Here is an 18,281-nt window from a genome sequence, read left to right as displayed (position 1 = left end):
TCAAGGCTCCTCTCCTCGCCGCTGCCTGTCAGGCGTCTGCGCAAGGCAATAACCCAAACGTGCGGTCGGTTAAAGAACTTCCCCCTCATAGACCCGGATCGCCCTGTCGATGCGCGCGCTGGTCTCGGCCACGGCCCCTTCCTTGACCGGGCCAAAGCCGCGGATCTCCATGACCATCCCGGCAATCCGCGCGGCCTCGGCCTGGTTGTCCGGGGACAGCCCCCGCACCAGCCGATCCAGCAGGCTGCGGTACTCGGCGATCAGGGCCCGCTCCATCCGCCGCTCCTCGGTGCGGCCAAAGACATCCCAACGGGTGCCGCGCAGGCGTTTCATCCGCGCCAGTTGTCGGAACGCCACCTGCACCCAGGGGCCAAAGGCGCGTTTCACCGGCCGCCCGCGTGCATCCCGGCCCGCCGAGAGCATCGGCGGCGCAAGATGGTGGCGTACCGTGAAATCCCCGTCGAATCGCGCATCCAGCCCTTCGAGGAAACCGGTCTGGGTATGCAGGCGCGCCACCTCGTATTCGTCCTTGTAGGACATCAGCTTGAACAGACCTTTTGCCGCCGCCTCGCTCAGGGCACCCGGTGCGCCCGCCACCCGCGTTTCGGCCTCGATCACCGGTCGCAGGTCGCGCCGATAAGCCGCCGCCCAAGCCGCATCCTGATAGTCGGCCAGGAATTCGACCCGCCGCTCGATCATCTGTTCCAGCGTCTGCACCGGGGCCGCGCTGATCCCGGCAATCCGTTCGACCGCTGCGGGATCGGCCACCGCCACCCGCCCCCAGTCAAAGGCCGCCTTGTTCTGTTCCGGTTTCACGCCGTTCAATTCGATGGCCCGCATCAGCGCAGCCTCGGAAAGCGGTACCAGCCCCGCCTGCCAGGCCGCGCCCAGCATCAGCACGTTGGCATAGACCGTATCGCCCAGCAGCGCCTCGGACAGCGCGTTGGCATCCAGCGCGGCCAGCGACGCCGCGTCCACCCCGGCAGCGATTCTTTCCAAACGCTGGCCGGGTTTCAGGTCCGCGTCCCGATTGCGGGTGAAATCCCCGGTCGGCATCATCGCCGTGTTCACCACCGCCCGTGTATGGCCCGCCCGATAGGTCATCGAAGCCTTGGGCGAGGAACTGACCACAAGATCACAACCGATCAGCGCATCCGCCGAAGACGGCTCGATCCGTGCCTGGTTTACCTCTTGCGGGGTGGCCGACATGCGCAGGTAGCTGAGCACAGGCCCGAATTTCTGCGCAAAGCCCATGAAATCCAGCACGCTCGCTCCCTTGCCTTCAAGGTTCGCGGCCATGGCGATCACCTGCCCCACGGTCACGACCCCGGTGCCGCCGACACCGGTCACAAGGATATCCCAGGGCGCGTCCAGCCCCGGCAACACCGGGACCGGCAGTCCCGCCTTCATCTCGGCCAGCCTGTCACCCGACACGCCGCCGCCCTTTTTCAGCGTCCCGCCTTCGACGGTCACGAAACTGGGGCAAAAGCCGTTCAGACAGGTGAAATCCTTGTTGCAGGAATTAAGGTTGATCTTGCGCTTGCGGCCGAACTCCGTCTCCAACGGTTCGACGCTCAGGCAGTTCGACTCGACGCCGCAATCGCCACAGCCTTCGCAGACAAGTGGGTTGATTACGGCGAATTTCTTCGGGTCCGCCATCTTGCCCCGTTTGCGCAACCGGCGCTTCTCGGTGGCGCAGGTCTGCTGATAGATCAGCACCGTCGTACCCGGCACCTCGCGCAATTCGCGCTGGATGCGGTCCATCTGGCGGCGGTGCTCGATCTCGACCCCGTCCGGAAAATCGGCGGGCCGGAACTGTTCCGGCTGGTCCGAAACCACGACAACCCGCTTCGCGCCTTCGGCCAGCACCGTTTGCGCGATGGCATGAACAGAGATCGGCCCGTCCACCGTCTGCCCGCCGGTCATGGCGACCGCATCGTTGAACAGGATCTTGAAGGTGATGTTGGTGCCCGCCGCAATCGCCTGACGCACCGCCAGAGACCCCGAGTGGTAATAGGTTCCCTCGCCAAGGTTCTGAAAGATATGCTTGTTGCCGTTGAACTTGGACCGGGCGACCCAGTTCACGCCTTCACCGCCCATCTGGATCAGCGAGGTGGTGTTTCGGTTCATCCAGCTTGCCATGAAATGACAGCCGATCCCGGCCAGCGCCGCGCTGCCCTCGGGCACCTTGGTCGAGGTGTTGTGCGGGCAGCCCGAACAGAAATAGGGCGTGCGTGCCGCGCCGGGAACCTCGATCAGTTTCGGCGGCGGCACGACCCCTTCGGCACGTTCCGTGAGCGATGTGCCAAGGTTCAGATCCAGCCGTTTCGCGATGATCCGGGCCAGCATCACCGCGCCCAGTTCATGCGTCCAGGGGATCAGCCGCTCGCCATGTTCGTCGCGTTTGCCGACCATGCGCTCGGGCTTCTGCCCCGGGAAATCGTAGAAATATTCCTTCAGCTGGCTTTCGATGATGCCGCGCTTTTCCTCGATCACCAGCAGTTCCTGCTTGCCAGCGGCAAATTGCAGGGCACCCACGTCCTCCAGCGGCCAGACCATGCCAACCTTGTAGATGTCGATGCCAAGGTCGCGCGCTTCCCCCTCGCCGATGCCCAACAGGCGCAATGCCTCCAGCGTGTCCAGATGCGCCTTGCCGGTGGTCACGATGCCGAACCGCGCTTCGTGTCCCCATTCCGCCCGGTCGATCGGGTTGGCGCGGGCAAAGGCCAGAACCGCGTTTTTCTTGGCCTCCATCCGCTCTTCGATCTGCGGGCCGGGCAGGTCGGGCCAGCGATAGTGCAGCCCGTCCTTGGGCGGGGTGAAATCCGGCACCGCAAAGGCGCGGTCCGGAGGCAAGTCAAAGGACATGCCCGATTCCACCGTCTCGGAAATCGCCTTGAAACCGACCCACATCCCCGAGAACCGCGAAAGCGCATAGCCCCATTCGCCAAACGGCAGGAACTCGGCCACATTGGCCGGGTTCAACGTCGGCATGAAGAAATTCATGAAGGCCACGTCGGATTGATGCGGCATCGAGGACGAGACACAGCCATGGTCGTCCCCGGCCACCACCAGCACCCCGCCATGCGGCGACGATCCGTAAGCGTTGCCGTGTTTCAGCGCGTCACTGGCCCGGTCCACCCCCGGCCCCTTGCCGTACCACAGGCCGAATACGGCCTCGCAGGTCTTGTCCGGGTCGGTTTCCACCTGCTGCGTCCCGATCATCTGGGTCGCGCCGAACTCCTCGTTCACCGCGGGCAGAAAGGTGATCCCGGCCTCCTCGACCAGCTTGGCATGGCTGGCCACCTCCAGGTCGACGCCCCCCACCGGCGAGCCGCGATAGCCCGAGATATAGCCCCGCGTGTCCAACCCCGCCGCCCGGTCCCGCCGCGCCTGATCCAGCGCGATGCGGATGATGGCCTGCGTGCCGGTCAGGAACACCCGGCCCGTTTCGCGGGCATAGCGGTCTTCTAGCGCATAATCTGTCAAAATCGGTGTCTGGTCCGTCATGGCAGCCTCCCTGTCTCGCATGGTGAATTTTCAGCTAAAACCTCGAAAAATACCTTCCAATTTCTCAATCTTGCATTCATTTTTGCTCAAACCGGCTCACTAAATCGAAAATTTCGAAACATATGGCTCAGCTCAGCGATCTCGACCGCCGCATTCTGGACGTGCTTCAAAAAGATGCGTCCGGCAGCATGCAGGACCTCGCCCAACGCGTGAACAGTTCGCCCGCGACCTGCTGGCGACGGCTGCGCATGCTCGAAGATCGCGGCGTGATCGGCCCTCCCGTCCGCCGCGTGGACCCCGCCGCCGTCGGTCGCGGCATGGATGCCTTTGTCCAGGTACGAATGAAATCACAGGACGCCCGCACCCGGGCCGAATTCCAGCGCGCCATGGAAATCGAACCGGCCATCACCGAAGTCTACACGATCTCGGGCGAATGGGATTACCTGCTGCACATCGTTGTCCGCGACATCGCCGATCTCGAAGACATCCTTATGCGGCACGTGCTGGAACATGCGGGCGTGGCCGGAACCGCCACAATGTTCGTGCTGCGCCGCATCAAGCAGGGCACCGAAATCCCGTTGTCCCCCTGATCGCGCCCCGGCCCCGAGCCCAAGGCCACACGGCCGCCGGGCGAGACAACCTGCGCGCGCGACAGCGCGCACCGCATCATAATCCACGTCAGCGCTGTCGCTCTGCCTCGGCTACGTTCCGCTTGACTGCCAGAAAACTGTCCGGCGTGACCGAAATCGACGAGATCCCCGCCGCCACCAGCAGGCGCGCGAACTCCGGGTCGTTCGAGGGCGCCTGCCCGCACAGCCCGATCTTCTTCCCCGCCGCACGGGCCTTGGCAATGACCGTCTCGATCATCCACATCACAGCTGGATCACGCTCGTCGAACAGCTCCGACAAAGCCTCGGAATCGCGGTCGATCCCCAGCGTCAGCTGGGTCAGGTCATTGGACCCGATCGAAAACCCGTCGAATCGCTCGGCAAATCGTTCGGCCTCGATGACATTCGACGGGATCTCGCACATCACGTAGATCTCCAGCCCCGCGTCGCCGCGCTGCAACCCCTGCGCCGCCATGACCTCCAGCACCCGGTCCGCCTCGCCGACCGTCCGGCAAAAGGGGATCATCACCACCACGTTGCCGAAACCCATCTCCTCGCGCAGACGCCGGATCGCCCGGCATTCCAGTTCGAACCCGTCCCGATAGCCCTCGGAATAATAACGCGAAGCGCCCCGGAACCCGATCATCGGGTTTTCTTCCTCCGCTTCGAACTGCCGCCCGCCCAACAGGTCGGCATATTCATTGGTTTTGAAATCGCTCATCCGCACGATGACGGGGCGCGGATACCAGACCGCCGCGATCCGCGAGAGGCCCCGCGCCAGCGTCTCGACGAAAAAGGCGCTGCGGTCGGAAGAACCGCACGTCAGGGCGTCAATCGCATCCCGGTCCGCCTCGGATCGCAGCTGGTCATAGCGTGTCAGCGCCAGCGGGTGCGCCCGGACCTCGTTCGAGACCACGAATTCCATCCGCGCCAGCCCCACGCCATCCGCAGGCAGCCGCCACCAGCGCGCCGCCGTCGATGGGTTGGCAATGTTCAGCATCACCTGCGTGCTTGTCTCGGGCACGTGGTCAAGGTCCAGTTCCTCCACCGTCACCTCGGCTTTTCCCGCATAGATCACGCCCTCTTCGCCACCGGCGCAGGAGACTGTCACCACCTGCTGGTCATGCAGCACATGGGTCGCGTTTCCCGTCCCGACCACCGCAGGTACTCCCAGCTCCCGGCTGACGATGGCCGCGTGCGAGGTTCGCCCGCCGTGATCGGTGATGATGGCCGAGGCCCGCTTCATCACCGGCACCCAATCCGGGTCGGTGGTCGAGGTGACCAGCACCGCGCCGTCGATAAAACGGTCGATGTCGGCGGCGCTTTCAATGATGATGACCTCGCCGCTTGCCACCGCCCCGCCGACACTGAGACCGGTCAGCAGCGCATCGCCGTGTTTGCCTAGCGAGTAGGTCTTCATCGCCCCGGCCCCGTGGCGCGACTGGACGGTCTCGGGCCGGGCCTGCACGACATACATCTGCCCGTCGACGCCATCCTTGGCCCATTCCATGTCCATCGGACAGCCGTAGTGGTTTTCGATTTCCGCCGCGGCCCGCGCCAGTTCCAGGATCTCGGTATCGCGGAGGACATAGCTTTCCCGCTCCGCCTTCGAAGTTGGCACATTGCGGGTGGCCGCCGCTTCGCCGGTGCCATAGATCATCTTGATCTCTTTCGCGCCCAACGCCTTGTGCGTGATCGGCAACAGGTGGGGATCATCAAGGAACGGCTTGTAGACTTGGTACTCGTCCGGGCTGACCGCGCCCTGCACGACGTTTTCGCCCAACCCCCAGACCGCATTGATCAGAACCGTCCTGTCAAAGCCGCTTTCCGTATCGATGGAAAACATCACCCCGGATCCGGCCAGATCCGACCGCACCATCAACTGAATACCGATGGACAGGGCGACGTCCAGATGGTCGAACCCGTTGATCTCGCGGTAGGTGATCGCCCGGTCGGTGAACAGCGAGGCATAGCAGCGGCGACACGCCAACAGCAGGTCCCGTTCGCCGGTGACGTTCAAAAAGGTCTCCTGCTGCCCGGCAAAGCTGGCATCCGGCAGGTCTTCGGCCGTGGCCGAGGACCGTACCGCCACAGAGGGCGACTGGCGTCCCACGCGGCGGCCAAGGTCACGGTAGGCAGCAAGGATCTCGGCTTCGACCTCGGGCGGAAAGGCTCCTGCCGTCAGGGCCTCGCGCATGGCACGCCCCGCCTGCGCCAAGGACTTGCGACCGCAGGCCAGTGCATCCAGTTCCTGTTTCAGGATAACGTCGAAACCATTGAGGCGGATGAAGGCGCGATAGGCCCGCGACGTCGTCGCAAAACCGGGCGGCACCCGGATACGACCCGCGTCCAGCGACTGGACCATTTCGCCCAGCGAGGCGTTCTTGCCGCCGACCAGCGCCACATCCTCGCGCCTTAAATTCTCGAACCAGATCAGGTTGCGCGTGTCGCCGCTATCCTTGCTTGCCATCGGGGCCACCTCCCATGTGGTGGAACAGGATAGCTCAAGGCGGCGGCCCTTCGTTGACGCAGGTCAACGCGCTGACAAGGAAAGCCCCCCTGACCGCGCCCGGCGGATGTGTTTTACGATTTCCGGCATGATCACAAGCGGCAGGGCCAAGGCCCCAAGCAGGCCAAGCTGCCCCCAGTCCAGCGGCACAGTGCGCAACACCTGTTGCAGCGGCGGCCAATAGACCGCGGCCACCTGCATGGCCATCGTGGCGACAAAGGCAATCAGCAGCGCCCGGTTCGACAGGTATCCGATCCCCGACAGAGGCAGCCGGAACGAGCGGAAGGCAAAGACGCTGACCTTTTCGAACAGCACCATCGCGGTAAAGGCCATGGTCCGGGCCAGATCTTCGCCCTGCGGCATGTGGCTGTAGAACAGCCAGAGACTGACCCCGCCGGTATACAGCCCGAAACAGGCGATCATGCCCAACCCCGCCAGATCAAGAATCGGGTGGTCCTTTGGCACGGGGGGCTGATCCATCTGGTCGGGCGATGCTTTTTCCATGCCCAGCGCCACCGCCGTCACACCATCCGTGACAAGGTTCATCCAGAGGATCTGCGTCGCCAGAAAGACCAGCGGGCCGCCAAGGAAAAGGTTGACCACGATGGCCACCACCTCGCCCGCGTTGGACGCCAGCAGATACCGCACGAACCGCTGGATGTTGGCGAACTGCCGTCTGCCTTCTTCGACCGCACCGACGATGGTTGCGAAATTGTCATCCAGAAGAACAAGATCGCTGGCATCCTTGGCCACGTCGGTGCCGCGCTGCCCCATGGCAATGCCGATGTCCGCCTGCCGCAGCGCGGGCGCGTCGTTAACGCCGTCACCCGTCATCGCAACAAGGTTGCCGCGCCGTTGCAAGGCCTCGACAAGGCGCATCTTGTGGGCCGGAGCGGTACGGGCAAAATGAGTATCTCTCTCCAGCGCCTGATTCAGCGCCTCGTCCGTCATCTGGTCCAGATCACCACCGGTCAGGACATGATCTACCGGCAGCCCTATCTCGCGCGCGATGGCACCGCCGGTCAGCGGCGCGTCGCCGGTGATCATCACCACGCGGATCCCCGCGCTATGGCAGAGGCTGATAGCCTGTTTCACCTCGGGGCGGGGCGGATCGATCATGCCGACCAGTCCGACAAAGATTAGCGACTCTTCCCCGGACAGCGGATCAGAGACTTCGCGCCGCGCGAAGCCCAGAATGCGGCGTCCGTTCGACGCCATGCGCGCGGCTTCTGCCTCGATGGCTTTGCGGCGGTCAGCGGACAAGGACGCAACCTCGCCGGATTCGATCAAGGCCCGGTCGCAGACGTCCAGCACCGCCTCGGGCGCGCCTTTGACCATCTGGATCAGCGCCGCGTCACGCCGCATGACCACGCTCATGCGCTTGCGGTCCGCGTCAAAGGGGATTTCCGCCAGCCGCGTCGCAGGATCGGGAAGGGCGAACCACGCCTTGTAGCCCAGTGTGACAAGCGCGCCCTCGGTCGGGTCGCCAACCATGTGCCATCGCCCGTCCCGATGGGACAGTTCCGCATGGTTGCAGGACATTGCCACATCGACCAGTTCCGCCAGACGCCGGTCATCCCCGGCCCTTACCCGTTGGCCATTTACCGCGACATGGCCTGCAGGATCATAGCCGGTTCCGGTCACGTCATAGGCTCGCCCGGGCGTCCACAGCCGGGTGACGGTCATCGCATTTTCAGTCAGTGTTCCGGTCTTGTCGGTACAAATCACCGTGGCCGCGCCCAGCGTTTCCACCGCTTGCAAACGCCGCACCAGAGATTGCCGCCGCAACATGGCCGAGGCGCCCAGCGCCAGCGTGATCGTCACAACCGCCGGCAATCCTTCGGGCACCATGGCCACCGCAAGCGCGATCGAGGTCAGGAACATCTCCTCCAGACCGCGTCCGACCGACAACCCCGCCAGCAACACCATGGCGGCAAGTCCCACCGCCACCCCGCCAAGCAACCGCGCTAAACCCGCCAGTTGCGCCTGAAGATGCGTCTGGCCCACGTCGATCGAAGCGGTGAGTTCGGCGATATGCCCGAATTCTGTCCGTGTGCCGGTGGCGCGCACGATGCCTTCGGCGCGGCCTGCCACAACATTGGATCCCATGAACAACAGTACGTCCCTGTCGCCCATGGCCTTGTCCACGGGCACCGACTCGCCGGTCAGGATGCTTTCGTCCACCTTCAGCCGCATGCCGGACGTCAGGACCAGATCGGCAGGCACCTTGTCGCCACTGTCGAGGATCACAAGGTCGCCGGGCACGATCTGGCGGGTGTCGATCATCATTTGCACGCCGTCGCGAACCACCCGCGCTTCGGTTGCCAGCATGTTCTTCAGGGCTGCAAGGGCGGTTTCCGTCCGCCATTCCTGCACAAAGCCCAATATCCCGTTCAGCAGCACGACCAGCAGGATGGCCACGGCATCCACGGTTTCGCCCAGCACTGCTGCGATCCCCGCCGCAACGATCAGCATTACGATCAGCAGGCTGGTGAATTGCCGAAAGAGGATCGTCCAGCGCGAGACAGGCTTTTGCTCGGCCAGTTGGTTGGGCCCAACCTCGTGCAGCAGCCGTGCCGCCTCTTGCGAGGTCAGTCCCTGCGCTGTCCCGTCCGTCATGGCACCCACTCCTGCCGCCCTTTCGCGTCACTTACGGTGCAGCCTTAGCACAAGGTTTCCGCAGGCATTTGACGTGGGTCAAGCTGCCGCCCCTGCAATGCTGTTATGCCCGGCACCGGGGCTGGTCGGCGACGCGCCGGGCGGACCGGAAACACGATGCGTGAACAAAAACGGGCGACATGGAACAGACCGACAGCAAGACGCTGGACCGCGCGTTGCGCGCCGCCAGCGCACGGATCACCGGAGGGCTGTCCCCGCATGCTGCTGCGGCGGCGTGGATGGACTGGATGTCCCATCTTGGCACCTCCCCCGGCCGCATTAACGCGCTGACGCAGGATGCGCTGCGCAAAGCTGCTGACACCGCTCTGGCGGTCGCCGGTCATGGCGAGGGTCCACAACCCGCCCCCGGGGATCACCGGTTCGATCACCCCGGTTGGGACATGCCGCCCTTCAAGTTCTGGAAAACAATATTCCTTGCTCAGGAAGACTGGTGGAACGAGGCCACGTCCGAGCTGCGCGGCATGCGCAAGATCAGCGCCGACCGGGTGAATTTCATGGTGCGGCAAGGGCTGGACATGATGTCTCCGTCCAATTTCCCGCTGACCAACCCCGAGGTCGTCGAAAAGACCGTGCAGATGGGGGGCATGAATTTCGTGAAAGGCGCCCGACACATGGCCGAGGACACGCTGCGCAACATCTCGCAGCTTCCTTTGACAGACGAAGAGGGCTTTGAGGTTGGCAAGGATCTGGCCGTGACGCCCGGCGCGGTGGTCTATCGCAACGACCTGTTCGAACTGATCCAATACACGCCGCAGACGGACAGGGTGCATGCTGAACCGCTGCTGATCGTACCAGCGTGGATCATGAAGTATTACATCCTCGACCTCAGCCCGCCAAAGTCGCTGATCGCGCATCTGGTGGCGCAGGGTTATACGGTCTTTGCGATCTCATGGTGCAACCCAACCGCCGATCAACGCGACCTTTCGTTGGAGGATTATCGCCGTCGCGGCGTGGTCGAGGCGCTGGACGCGGTGCAAAAGATCACCGGCGCGCGCAAGGTCCATGCCTGTGGATATTGCCTTGGCGGAACGATCCTTGCCATCACCGCCGCCGCAATGGCCCGCGACGGGGATGACCGGCTGGCCTCGGTCACGCTGTTGGCGGGGCAAACCGACTTTTCCGAGGCGGGCGAGCTGATGCTCTTTGTCGATGACAGCCAGATCGCCTTTCTTGAAGACATGATGTGGGACAAGGGCTATCTGGACGCCCCGCAGATGGCCGGAGCCTTTCAGGCGCTGCGGTCCCGTGACCTTGTCTGGAGCCGCCTTTTGCGACGCTACCTTTTGGGCGAGGAGGAGCAGATGTTCGACATGGCGGCCTGGAACATGGATGCCACGCGGATGCCCTATCGGATGCACTCGGAATACCTGCGTGGACTGTTCCTTGAAAACCGGCTGACAGCCGGGCGCTTTTCCGTCGAAGGCCGGGTGATCGCGCTCAAGGACGTCACAGCCCCGTTTTTCGTTCTGGGCACTGAAAAGGATCACATCGCGCCATGGCGGTCCGTCTACAAGACCGCGCTGTTCACCGATGGCGACCTGAGTTTTGTCCTGACCTCGGGCGGGCACAACAGCGGCGTGCTAAGCGTTCCCGGGCACGGCCACCGCCACTATCGCATAGGCCACCGTCCCCCCGGGCGAAAGTACATGGACCCGGACACATGGATCGGCCGCCACGAACCGGTCGAAGGCTCTTGGTGGCCCGTCTGGGTGGAATGGCTGGGCGGGAAAAGCAGCGGTGAGATAATTGCTTCGCCGCCGCTGGGCCGGTCCGAAGACGGCTTGCCGCCTTTGATGCCCGCACCCGGCACCTTTGTGCTGCAAAAATAAAGGCCCGGCGCGCCCCCTAACGGAGCACGTCCCAAGGGTGGCCAACCTGTCTCGCTGCGCCGACCATACCTTTGGTCGGCCAACAACTGCATGTCCTGCGACGTCGATCAGCCGGACGAATCCGCCGGACGCACCGCAACCGGGGAGCGGCAGGAAATGCCGTCCGAGAGTTCACTTTCAGCACATTCCGCCGTTTGACACCGAAGTTCGGCAGAAACCGCGTTGCGGAACGCCTCAAATAACAAACAGTCCAGCTTGCTTTTAACTTGGAGAAGTCATGACCGAGCACGCCACCCGTCTTGCCAATCTGGAAAAGGCCGTAACTGCCATCGGACTGGATGCTTTCCTGATCTCGACCAAGGACAGCATCTATTACTTCACCGGGTTTCGGTACGAACCTTTCGAACGGCCGTTCTTCATCGTTGTCCGCCCGGGTCAAAAGCCGCTGTTCCTGACGCCCCGGATCGAGGCCGAGAACATGGCGACGATCGCGGTGCCGCATGATTTGGTGGAATACATCGACTATCCCGCCCCCGCCGGCGGCAGCTATCTTGAGGCGCTGCAAAGCATCTTGCCAACCGGTGCCACGGTCGGCGTCGAGATGATGATCACCGGCGAGTTGCTGGTGGCCCTGTCCGCATGGTCGCCGCAGGTTCTGCCGCTGGTCGAACGGCTGCGCGCCATCAAGAGCCCGACAGAGGTCAATGCCATCCGGCGCGCCGCGACGTACTCGGACCGAGGTCTGGAACTGGCCATGGGATTGGCGGCGGTCGGGCGCAGGATTTCCGAAACCGACCATGCCAATGCCTTGCTGCGCGAGGAAATCATCGCCGCCGAAGGGCATCTGGACCCCTATACCTCCAGCGTCTGGCAGGGACTTTGGGCCGCGCCGTTCAGCGCCCAGCCGCACAGGTTTCCAGAACCGTCCGATACGCTTGGGGCCGGGCCGAACGTGGGCCTGTCGTTCCTGCGGGTGAACGGCTACTCGGCCGAAACCGAACGCACTTTTTTCGTCACCCAGCCCAGCCGACAGGATGCCGAGGTTTTCGAAACCATGGTCGAGGCGGGCCGCATCGGCTTTGCCGCGATCGGGCCGGGCGTCTCTTGCCATGATGTCGACCACAAGGTTATGAGCTTTCTGCGCGCCGAAGGGTTTGGCGACAACCTGCTGCACCGCACCGGCCATGGCATCGGCATGGGTGGCCACGAGGGGCCATGGGTCGCCGAAGGCAGCGACGACATCCTGCAAGAGAACATGGTCATCAGCATCGAGCCGGGCATCTACTGGCGCGGCCAGGGCGGCTTTCGCCATTCCGACACCGTGCTGATCACCGCCGACGGCTATGAGTGCCTGACCCATCTGCCGCGCGACATCTCTGCGATGACTCTGACCGGCTGATCCCCCCCAAAAAAAGAACAAGACCAAACCAACAAGGAGACATGACATGAAACATATCCTGCTGTCCGGCACCGCGGCGCTGGCCATGGCCGCAAGCGCCAGCTTTGCCGCCGATGTGACGCTGAACCTGTCGAACGAATATTCCGCGACCTCGATCCATGGCGTGGGCGACGCCCGCTTTGCCGCGCTGGTGGCCGAGAAATCCGGCGGCAGCGTCGAGATCGTGGTGCACTATGGCGGCGCGCTTGGCTACAAATCCGCCGACCATTTCGATGCCGTGGGCGAAGGCGCGCTGGAGATCGCCGACACCTATGGCGGCGCATTGGGTGGGATTGACCCGCTGTTCCTGCTGTCTTCGCTGCCCTTCTTTGTGACCACCGTCGAAGAGGCCGAGTTGCTGTACAAGGTGGCGGAACCCGAGTTCAAAAAGGTCTTTGAAGAGAACAACCAGATCCTGCTCTATGCCTCGCCATGGCCGCCGTCTGGCATCTGGTCCGAACAGCCGATGGATAGCACCGACGCCCTGTCCGGCGTCAAGATCCGCACCTATGACAAGAACGGCACAACGGCGCTGAACGCCCTTGGCGCGGCAGCGGTGCGTCTGTCGTGGGCTGATGTGGTGCCGTCGATTTCGACCGGGGCCATCGATGCGGTGCTGACTTCGGCCGAGGGCGGCGTCTCCAGCAGTTTCTGGGAGTACTTCGACACTTATACCGAGATCTACAACTACGCGATCCCGCTGAATTTCGTGCATATCTCGCGCGATGTGTTCGACGGTCTGACGTCGGAACAACAGCAGGCGATCCTTGATGCGGCGGCCGAGACCCGCGATCTGAACTGGGCCGCGATCCCCGACCGTCTGGCCGCCACCTATTCCGATCTGGACGCCAACAAGGTCACGGTCGTCACCGCCGCCGATGACGGATTTCGCGCCGCGCTGCAAGCGGCGGGCAAGGCTGCGCTGGACGACTGGCTGGACAGCACCGGTGCGCGGGGACAGGCCCTGATCGACGCCTTTGGCGCGGCCAAATCGCAATGACCCATCATCCCACCGTGGCGCCGGATACGCGCCACGGAACCCCCTTGGAGGCTCCCTTGCGCTTGCTGCTTCGCCTTGTCGATGCCTTGTCCTTTGCGGCGCTGATCTGCGCCGGCGGCGTCTTGATCTACGCGGTGGGGCATATCCTGTTAGAGACCGTGCTGCGTTCGGTCTTTGACACCTCGACCCATGTGCTGGACGAATTCATCGGCTTTGCCGTGTTGTCGATCACCTTCCTGTCGCTGTCATGGACCCTGCGGGATGGCGGCATGATCCGGGTCAACCTGCTGACCGATCGGATGGCACCGCGCTTGCGTCTGGGCGTGGAAACCGCCGTAGCGCTGTTTGCCACCGGGCTGTGCGGGTATTTCTGCACCTTTCTCTGGCGCAACATGGCCAAGAACTGGACCCGGGGCGCGGTCAGCGAAAGCGTGGCCGAGGTGCCGCTCTGGATCCCGGACATGGTGGTTTTCGCCGGTGCCTGCCTGCTGGTCCTGCAACTGGCAGCGTGTGCGCTGCGCCCCTTTGTCAAACAGGAGAATTAAGAGATGGATCCCGTCACCATTGCCATGGCGGTCTTTGCGCTCATGCTGGCGGTACTGGCCACAGGCATGTGGGTGTTTCTTGCCCTCGCCACGGCCGCCGCGCTGTCCCTGCTCGCCTTTCAAGGCTTCTCTCCGGACCGGATCGGCGCCATCGCCAGCCGGATCATCGTGCGCAGCGCCTCATCCTGGGAACTGGCCGCGGTGCCGATGTTCATCTGGATGGGCGAGATCATGTTCCGCACCGATATTTCCGAACGCCTGTACAAGGGGTTGTCGCCTCTGGTGGCGCGGGTGCCGGGCGGGCTGTTGCATACCAATGTGCTGGGCTCGGCGTTGTTCGCCGCCGTCTCTGGGTCCAGCGCGGCCACCACGGCCACCGTGGGCCGGATCACCACCAACGAACTGAACCAACGCGGCTATTCGCAAAGCCTTGCCCTTGGATCGCTGGCGGGTGCGGGCAGTCTTGGGCTGTTGATCCCCCCCTCGATCGTGCTGATCATCTACGGCGTGCTGGCCGAGGTTTCGATTGCCAAGCTGTTCATCGCCGGCGTCCTGCCGGGGATCATGATTGCCTGCCTTTATGCCGCCTATCTGGCCGCGAAATGCCTGCAAGCGCCGCATCTTGCCCCGGCATCCGAGATCGACCCGGACGAGGCCAGCCCCCTTGCCATCCTGCGCAACCTTGCGCCGGTCTTTGGCCTGATCGCCGTGGTTCTGGGGTCGATCTACACTGGCTGGGCCACCCCCTCCGAAGCCGCCGCCATCGGCGTCTTTGCCGCGCTCACCTTTGCCGGGCTCAGCGGCCAACTCTCGCGGTCGATGCTGTCCGGGTCGCTGGTCAACGCGCTCAAGACCTCGTGCATGGTCTGTGCCATCCTGATGTGCGCCGCTTTCCTGTCCTCGGCCATCGGCTACATGCACATCCCGCGCGACATCGCCGCCGCCATCGAGGCGCTGGACCTGTCGCCCTACCTGCTGATCGCGGCGCTGGCTGTTTTTTACATCCTGCTGGGCTTCTTTCTTGACGGGATCTCGATCATCGTGATGAGCCTGCCGATCACCCTGCCGGTGGTCATCGGCGCGGGTTTCGACCCGATCTGGTACGGCATCTTTCTTGTCATCATGATCGAACTGGGCCAGATGACGCCGCCGGTCGGATTTAACCTGTTCGTGATTCAGGGGTTTTCCGGGGTCCCGATCCACAAGGTCGCGGCCTATGCCCTGCCCTTCTTCCTGTTGATGTGCCTTGCAGTCGTGCTGATGGTGATCTTTCCGCAAATTGCCTTGTGGTTGCCCGAGGCTCTGTCACGATGAGTGTCATGGAGGAGCCGACAAAACCCCGCCGCACGCAGGAACAACGTTCTGCCGCGACGCAAGCCCGTATCCTGAAAGCCGCCTTTGCGCTGATCTCGGAGAAAGGTCTGGCGCATACCTCGACGCATGATATCGCGGCCAAGGCCAAGGTGTCACGGGGCGCGTTGCTGCACCATTTCCCGACGCGGGCCGCGCTGATCCAGGCAACATATGCGGACATGCTGGAAAAAGAGGCCGACCTGCTGCGCATCTTTGCCCGCGACCTGAAACCGGGGCAGCACAGGGTCAAGGCGCTGACCGAATACATCTGGCAACGCTATCAGACCGGCATCTTTCAGGTCTCGATGGACTACATCTCTGAGGCGCGGGTGGATCCCGAGGAACTGACCTTTGTTTCTGCCGAGTCGCGCAAATTCAACGAGGCACTGAACGACGTGTGGCATGTGGAACTGGCGCATTTCGGATGTGATACCGCCACACGCACCGCCATGATGAACGAGTTCATGTGCCTTGTGCGCGGCATGGCCTTTCAAAGCCAATGGCGCCGCGATCCCGCCTATTTTCAGAATATGCTGGAAAACTGGTTCACACGCGCACGTCCCGTTCTGGTCCCCCGAAAATCAGAGACATAGGCGCAGCATAAAATGCCGCCCGTCCCTGACATTCGGCAAATCCTGCCGTCTGCGCCCTGAATACACAGCTTCCTTCCGGCCACCCTTTCTATGCTGGGGAAAAGGCCAAACGGAGACCTGACAGATGCTTTCCAACTCTCTGATCGAAAAAGACCGTGCCCATTACCTGCATCCCGTGGTGTCCATGCGCGACCACGAGGCGCGCGGCGTGACCGTGATGCAATCCGGCAGGGGCGTCTTCCTGACCGACGCCGATGGCAACGAGCTGCTGGACGGATTCGCGGGCCTGTGGTGCGTGAACGCGGGATATGGTCATGAATGCGTGATCGAGGCCGCCGCCGAACAGATGAAGCGGTTGCCCTATGCCACCGGCTATTTTCACTTCGGCAGCGAACCGGCCATCGAACTGGCGGCCAAGCTGGCCGAGCTGGCGCCCGGCGATCTGGATCATGCCTTTTTTACGCTTGGCGGGTCGGATGCCGTAGACACGGTCATTCGTATGCTGCGCTACTATTTCAACGCGCTTGGCCAGCCGGACAAGAAACATGTCATCGCACTGGAAAAGGGTTATCACGGGTCCACCTCCAACGGTGCAGGGCTGACCGCCCTGCCAGTGTTTCACGACCTCTTTGACCTGCCGATGCCGTGGCAGCATCATATCCCCTCACCCTATCCCTATCGGAACGATGGGCTGACGGACGCACAGATCATTGCGCGGGGTGTTGCCAACCTGCGGGCCAAGGTGGCCGAACTTGGCGCGGACAAGGTCGGCGCCTTTATCATGGAACTGGTGCAGGGGTCCGGCGGCGTGATCGTCCCGCCCGCGGGCTATGCCAAGGCCATGCAGGACACATGCAGGGACCTGGGTATCCTGTTCATCGTCGACGAGGTCATCACCGGCTTTGGCCGCACGGGGCCGATGTTTGCCTGCGAACACGAAGGGCTGACGCCAGATTTCCTCACGATGGCCAAGGGGCTGACCTCTGGCTATGCGCCCATGGGGGCCGTCATGGTGTCGGACCGGATCTATCAGGTGATGGCGGATGCGGTCCCTGCGGGCACGCCCTTCGGCCATGGTTTCACCTATTCTGGCCACCCGGTCAGCGCCGCCGTCGCGCTGGAGGTCATCAAGCTGTACGAAGGCGGGCTGATCGATAATTCCAAGCGCGTCGGTGCCTATTTCGAAACACAACTGCGCAGCCTGCTGGATCACCCGCTGGTCGGCGACGTGCGGGCAAAGGGCCTGTTGGCCGCGGTGGAAATCGTTACCGACAAGACGACCAAGGCCAAACCCGCCAAGTCCGCCGGTGTCGCCGCGCGGCTGGCAAAGGCTGGCTATGACAATGGCCTGATCTTTCGCGCCTTTGCCGACGACGTGATCGGCCTCGCCCCGCCCATCTGCATCACCGAAGGCGAGGTCGATCTGCTGATCGCCCGTCTTCGCGCCACTATCGACACCCTGACAGACCTGAAAGGCTGACACATGAAACTGAGCGATTTCAAAGCCCTGACCTTTGACGTCTATGGCACGCTGATCGACTGGGAAACCGGCATGGTCACCGCGCTGAAACCCCTGACCGACAAGGTCAGCCGCAGCCTGAGCCGCGACGATATCCTTGAGGCCCACGCCTATTACGAATCCACCACCCAGAAATGGACGCCGTCCAAGAAGTACTACGAACTGCTGCCCGTCGTGTACCGCAGGCTGGCCGAGGAATGGGGCGTCGAGGTCACATGGGAGGAATGCGTGGCCTATGGCCTCTCCGTCCGTCAGTGGCCCGCTTTCGACGACAGCCGCGACGCGCTGACCTATCTCAAGCAGCACTTCAAGCTGGTGGTGCTGACCAACACGGACAACCTGTCCTTTTCCGGGTCGAACGCGCGTCTTGGCGTGCATTTCGATGGTGTCTACACCGCCGAGGATGTGGGCAGCTACAAGCCCGCCGACCGCAATTTCGACTACATGCTGGAAACGCTGGCACGGCAGGGCATCCAAAAGCACGACATCCTGCACACGGCCGAAAGCATGTTCCACGACCACGCGCCCGCCAACAAGCACGGGCTGCGGAACTGCTGGATCTACCGCCGCCACGACAAGGAAGGGTTCGGTGCCACGATGAACCCGGGTGACATGCCGACCTATGACTTCCGCTTTAACAGCATGATGGACATGGTCCGCGCGCATCAGGCAGAATTGGCCGGCTAAGACAGGCGGGG

At 63.1% G+C, this 18,281-nt stretch carries 12 protein-coding genes; 9 read left to right on the top strand and 3 right to left on the bottom strand.

Annotated elements, in window-relative coordinates; all coding sequences use genetic code 11:
- Positions 1-69 precede the first annotated feature (69 nt).
- Positions 70-3,510, bottom strand: coding sequence for an indolepyruvate ferredoxin oxidoreductase family protein (locus tag KJP30_RS15400; protein WP_218450233.1), 3,441 nt, complete (start codon positions 3,508-3,510; stop codon positions 70-72).
- Between the two features lie 122 nt (positions 3,511-3,632).
- Between KJP30_RS15400 and KJP30_RS15395 the strand changes: the two genes are divergently transcribed.
- Positions 3,633-4,100, top strand: a complete 468-nt coding sequence (locus KJP30_RS15395) for an Lrp/AsnC family transcriptional regulator (protein WP_218450232.1) — start codon at positions 3,633-3,635, stop codon at positions 4,098-4,100.
- A gap of 88 nt (positions 4,101-4,188) precedes the next feature.
- Here KJP30_RS15395 and ppsA read toward each other — a convergent pair whose 3' ends face one another.
- On the bottom strand, positions 4,189-6,588 hold the full coding sequence (gene ppsA, locus KJP30_RS15390; protein WP_218450231.1) for a phosphoenolpyruvate synthase: 2,400 nt from the start codon (positions 6,586-6,588) through the stop codon (positions 4,189-4,191).
- 63 nt (positions 6,589-6,651) lie between these two features.
- Entirely contained in the window at positions 6,652-9,246 is a 2,595-nt protein-coding gene (locus KJP30_RS15385) for a cation-translocating P-type ATPase (protein ID WP_218450230.1), read from the bottom strand.
- A gap of 179 nt (positions 9,247-9,425) precedes the next feature.
- Here KJP30_RS15385 and KJP30_RS15380 point away from each other — a divergent pair, with 179 nt between their 5' ends.
- The 8 genes from KJP30_RS15380 to KJP30_RS15345 all read left to right on the top strand — a co-directional run bounded on the left by KJP30_RS15380 (position 9,426) and on the right by KJP30_RS15345 (position 18,270).
- Positions 9,426-11,135, top strand: coding sequence for a PHA/PHB synthase family protein (locus KJP30_RS15380; protein ID WP_218450229.1), 1,710 nt, complete (start codon positions 9,426-9,428; stop codon positions 11,133-11,135).
- Between the two features lie 277 nt (positions 11,136-11,412).
- Entirely contained in the window at positions 11,413-12,534 is a 1,122-nt protein-coding gene (locus tag KJP30_RS15375; protein ID WP_218450228.1) for a M24 family metallopeptidase, read from the top strand.
- 46 nt (positions 12,535-12,580) lie between these two features.
- Positions 12,581-13,573, top strand: coding sequence for a TRAP transporter substrate-binding protein (locus KJP30_RS15370; RefSeq protein ID WP_218450227.1), 993 nt, complete (start codon positions 12,581-12,583; stop codon positions 13,571-13,573).
- Positions 13,574-13,629: 56 nt separating this feature from the next.
- Positions 13,630-14,118 (top strand): TRAP transporter small permease subunit, encoded by a 489-nt coding sequence (locus KJP30_RS15365; protein WP_218450226.1) that lies wholly within the window; start codon positions 13,630-13,632, stop codon positions 14,116-14,118.
- 3 nt (positions 14,119-14,121) lie between these two features.
- Entirely contained in the window at positions 14,122-15,432 is a 1,311-nt protein-coding gene (locus tag KJP30_RS15360; RefSeq protein WP_218450225.1) for a TRAP transporter large permease, read from the top strand.
- Positions 15,433-15,437: 5 nt separating this feature from the next.
- Positions 15,438-16,064 carry a TetR/AcrR family transcriptional regulator gene (locus KJP30_RS15355; RefSeq protein WP_218450224.1) on the top strand — a complete coding sequence of 209 codons (627 nt, stop codon included), beginning with the start codon at positions 15,438-15,440 and terminating at the stop codon, positions 16,062-16,064.
- A gap of 124 nt (positions 16,065-16,188) precedes the next feature.
- Positions 16,189-17,544 (top strand): aminotransferase class III-fold pyridoxal phosphate-dependent enzyme, encoded by a 1,356-nt coding sequence (locus tag KJP30_RS15350; RefSeq protein WP_218450223.1) that lies wholly within the window; start codon positions 16,189-16,191, stop codon positions 17,542-17,544.
- A 3-nt stretch (positions 17,545-17,547) separates the two neighbouring features.
- Positions 17,548-18,270 carry a haloacid dehalogenase type II gene (locus KJP30_RS15345; protein ID WP_218450222.1) on the top strand — a complete coding sequence of 241 codons (723 nt, stop codon included), beginning with the start codon at positions 17,548-17,550 and terminating at the stop codon, positions 18,268-18,270.
- The last annotated feature ends 11 nt before the right edge of the window (positions 18,271-18,281 follow it).

This window comes from Antarctobacter sediminis, assembly GCF_019218285.1.
GTDB lineage: Bacteria > Pseudomonadota > Alphaproteobacteria > Rhodobacterales > Rhodobacteraceae > Antarctobacter > Antarctobacter sediminis.
The sequence above is the reverse complement of the archived record's forward strand: the minus strand, read 5'-3'. Positions and strand labels throughout refer to the sequence as shown.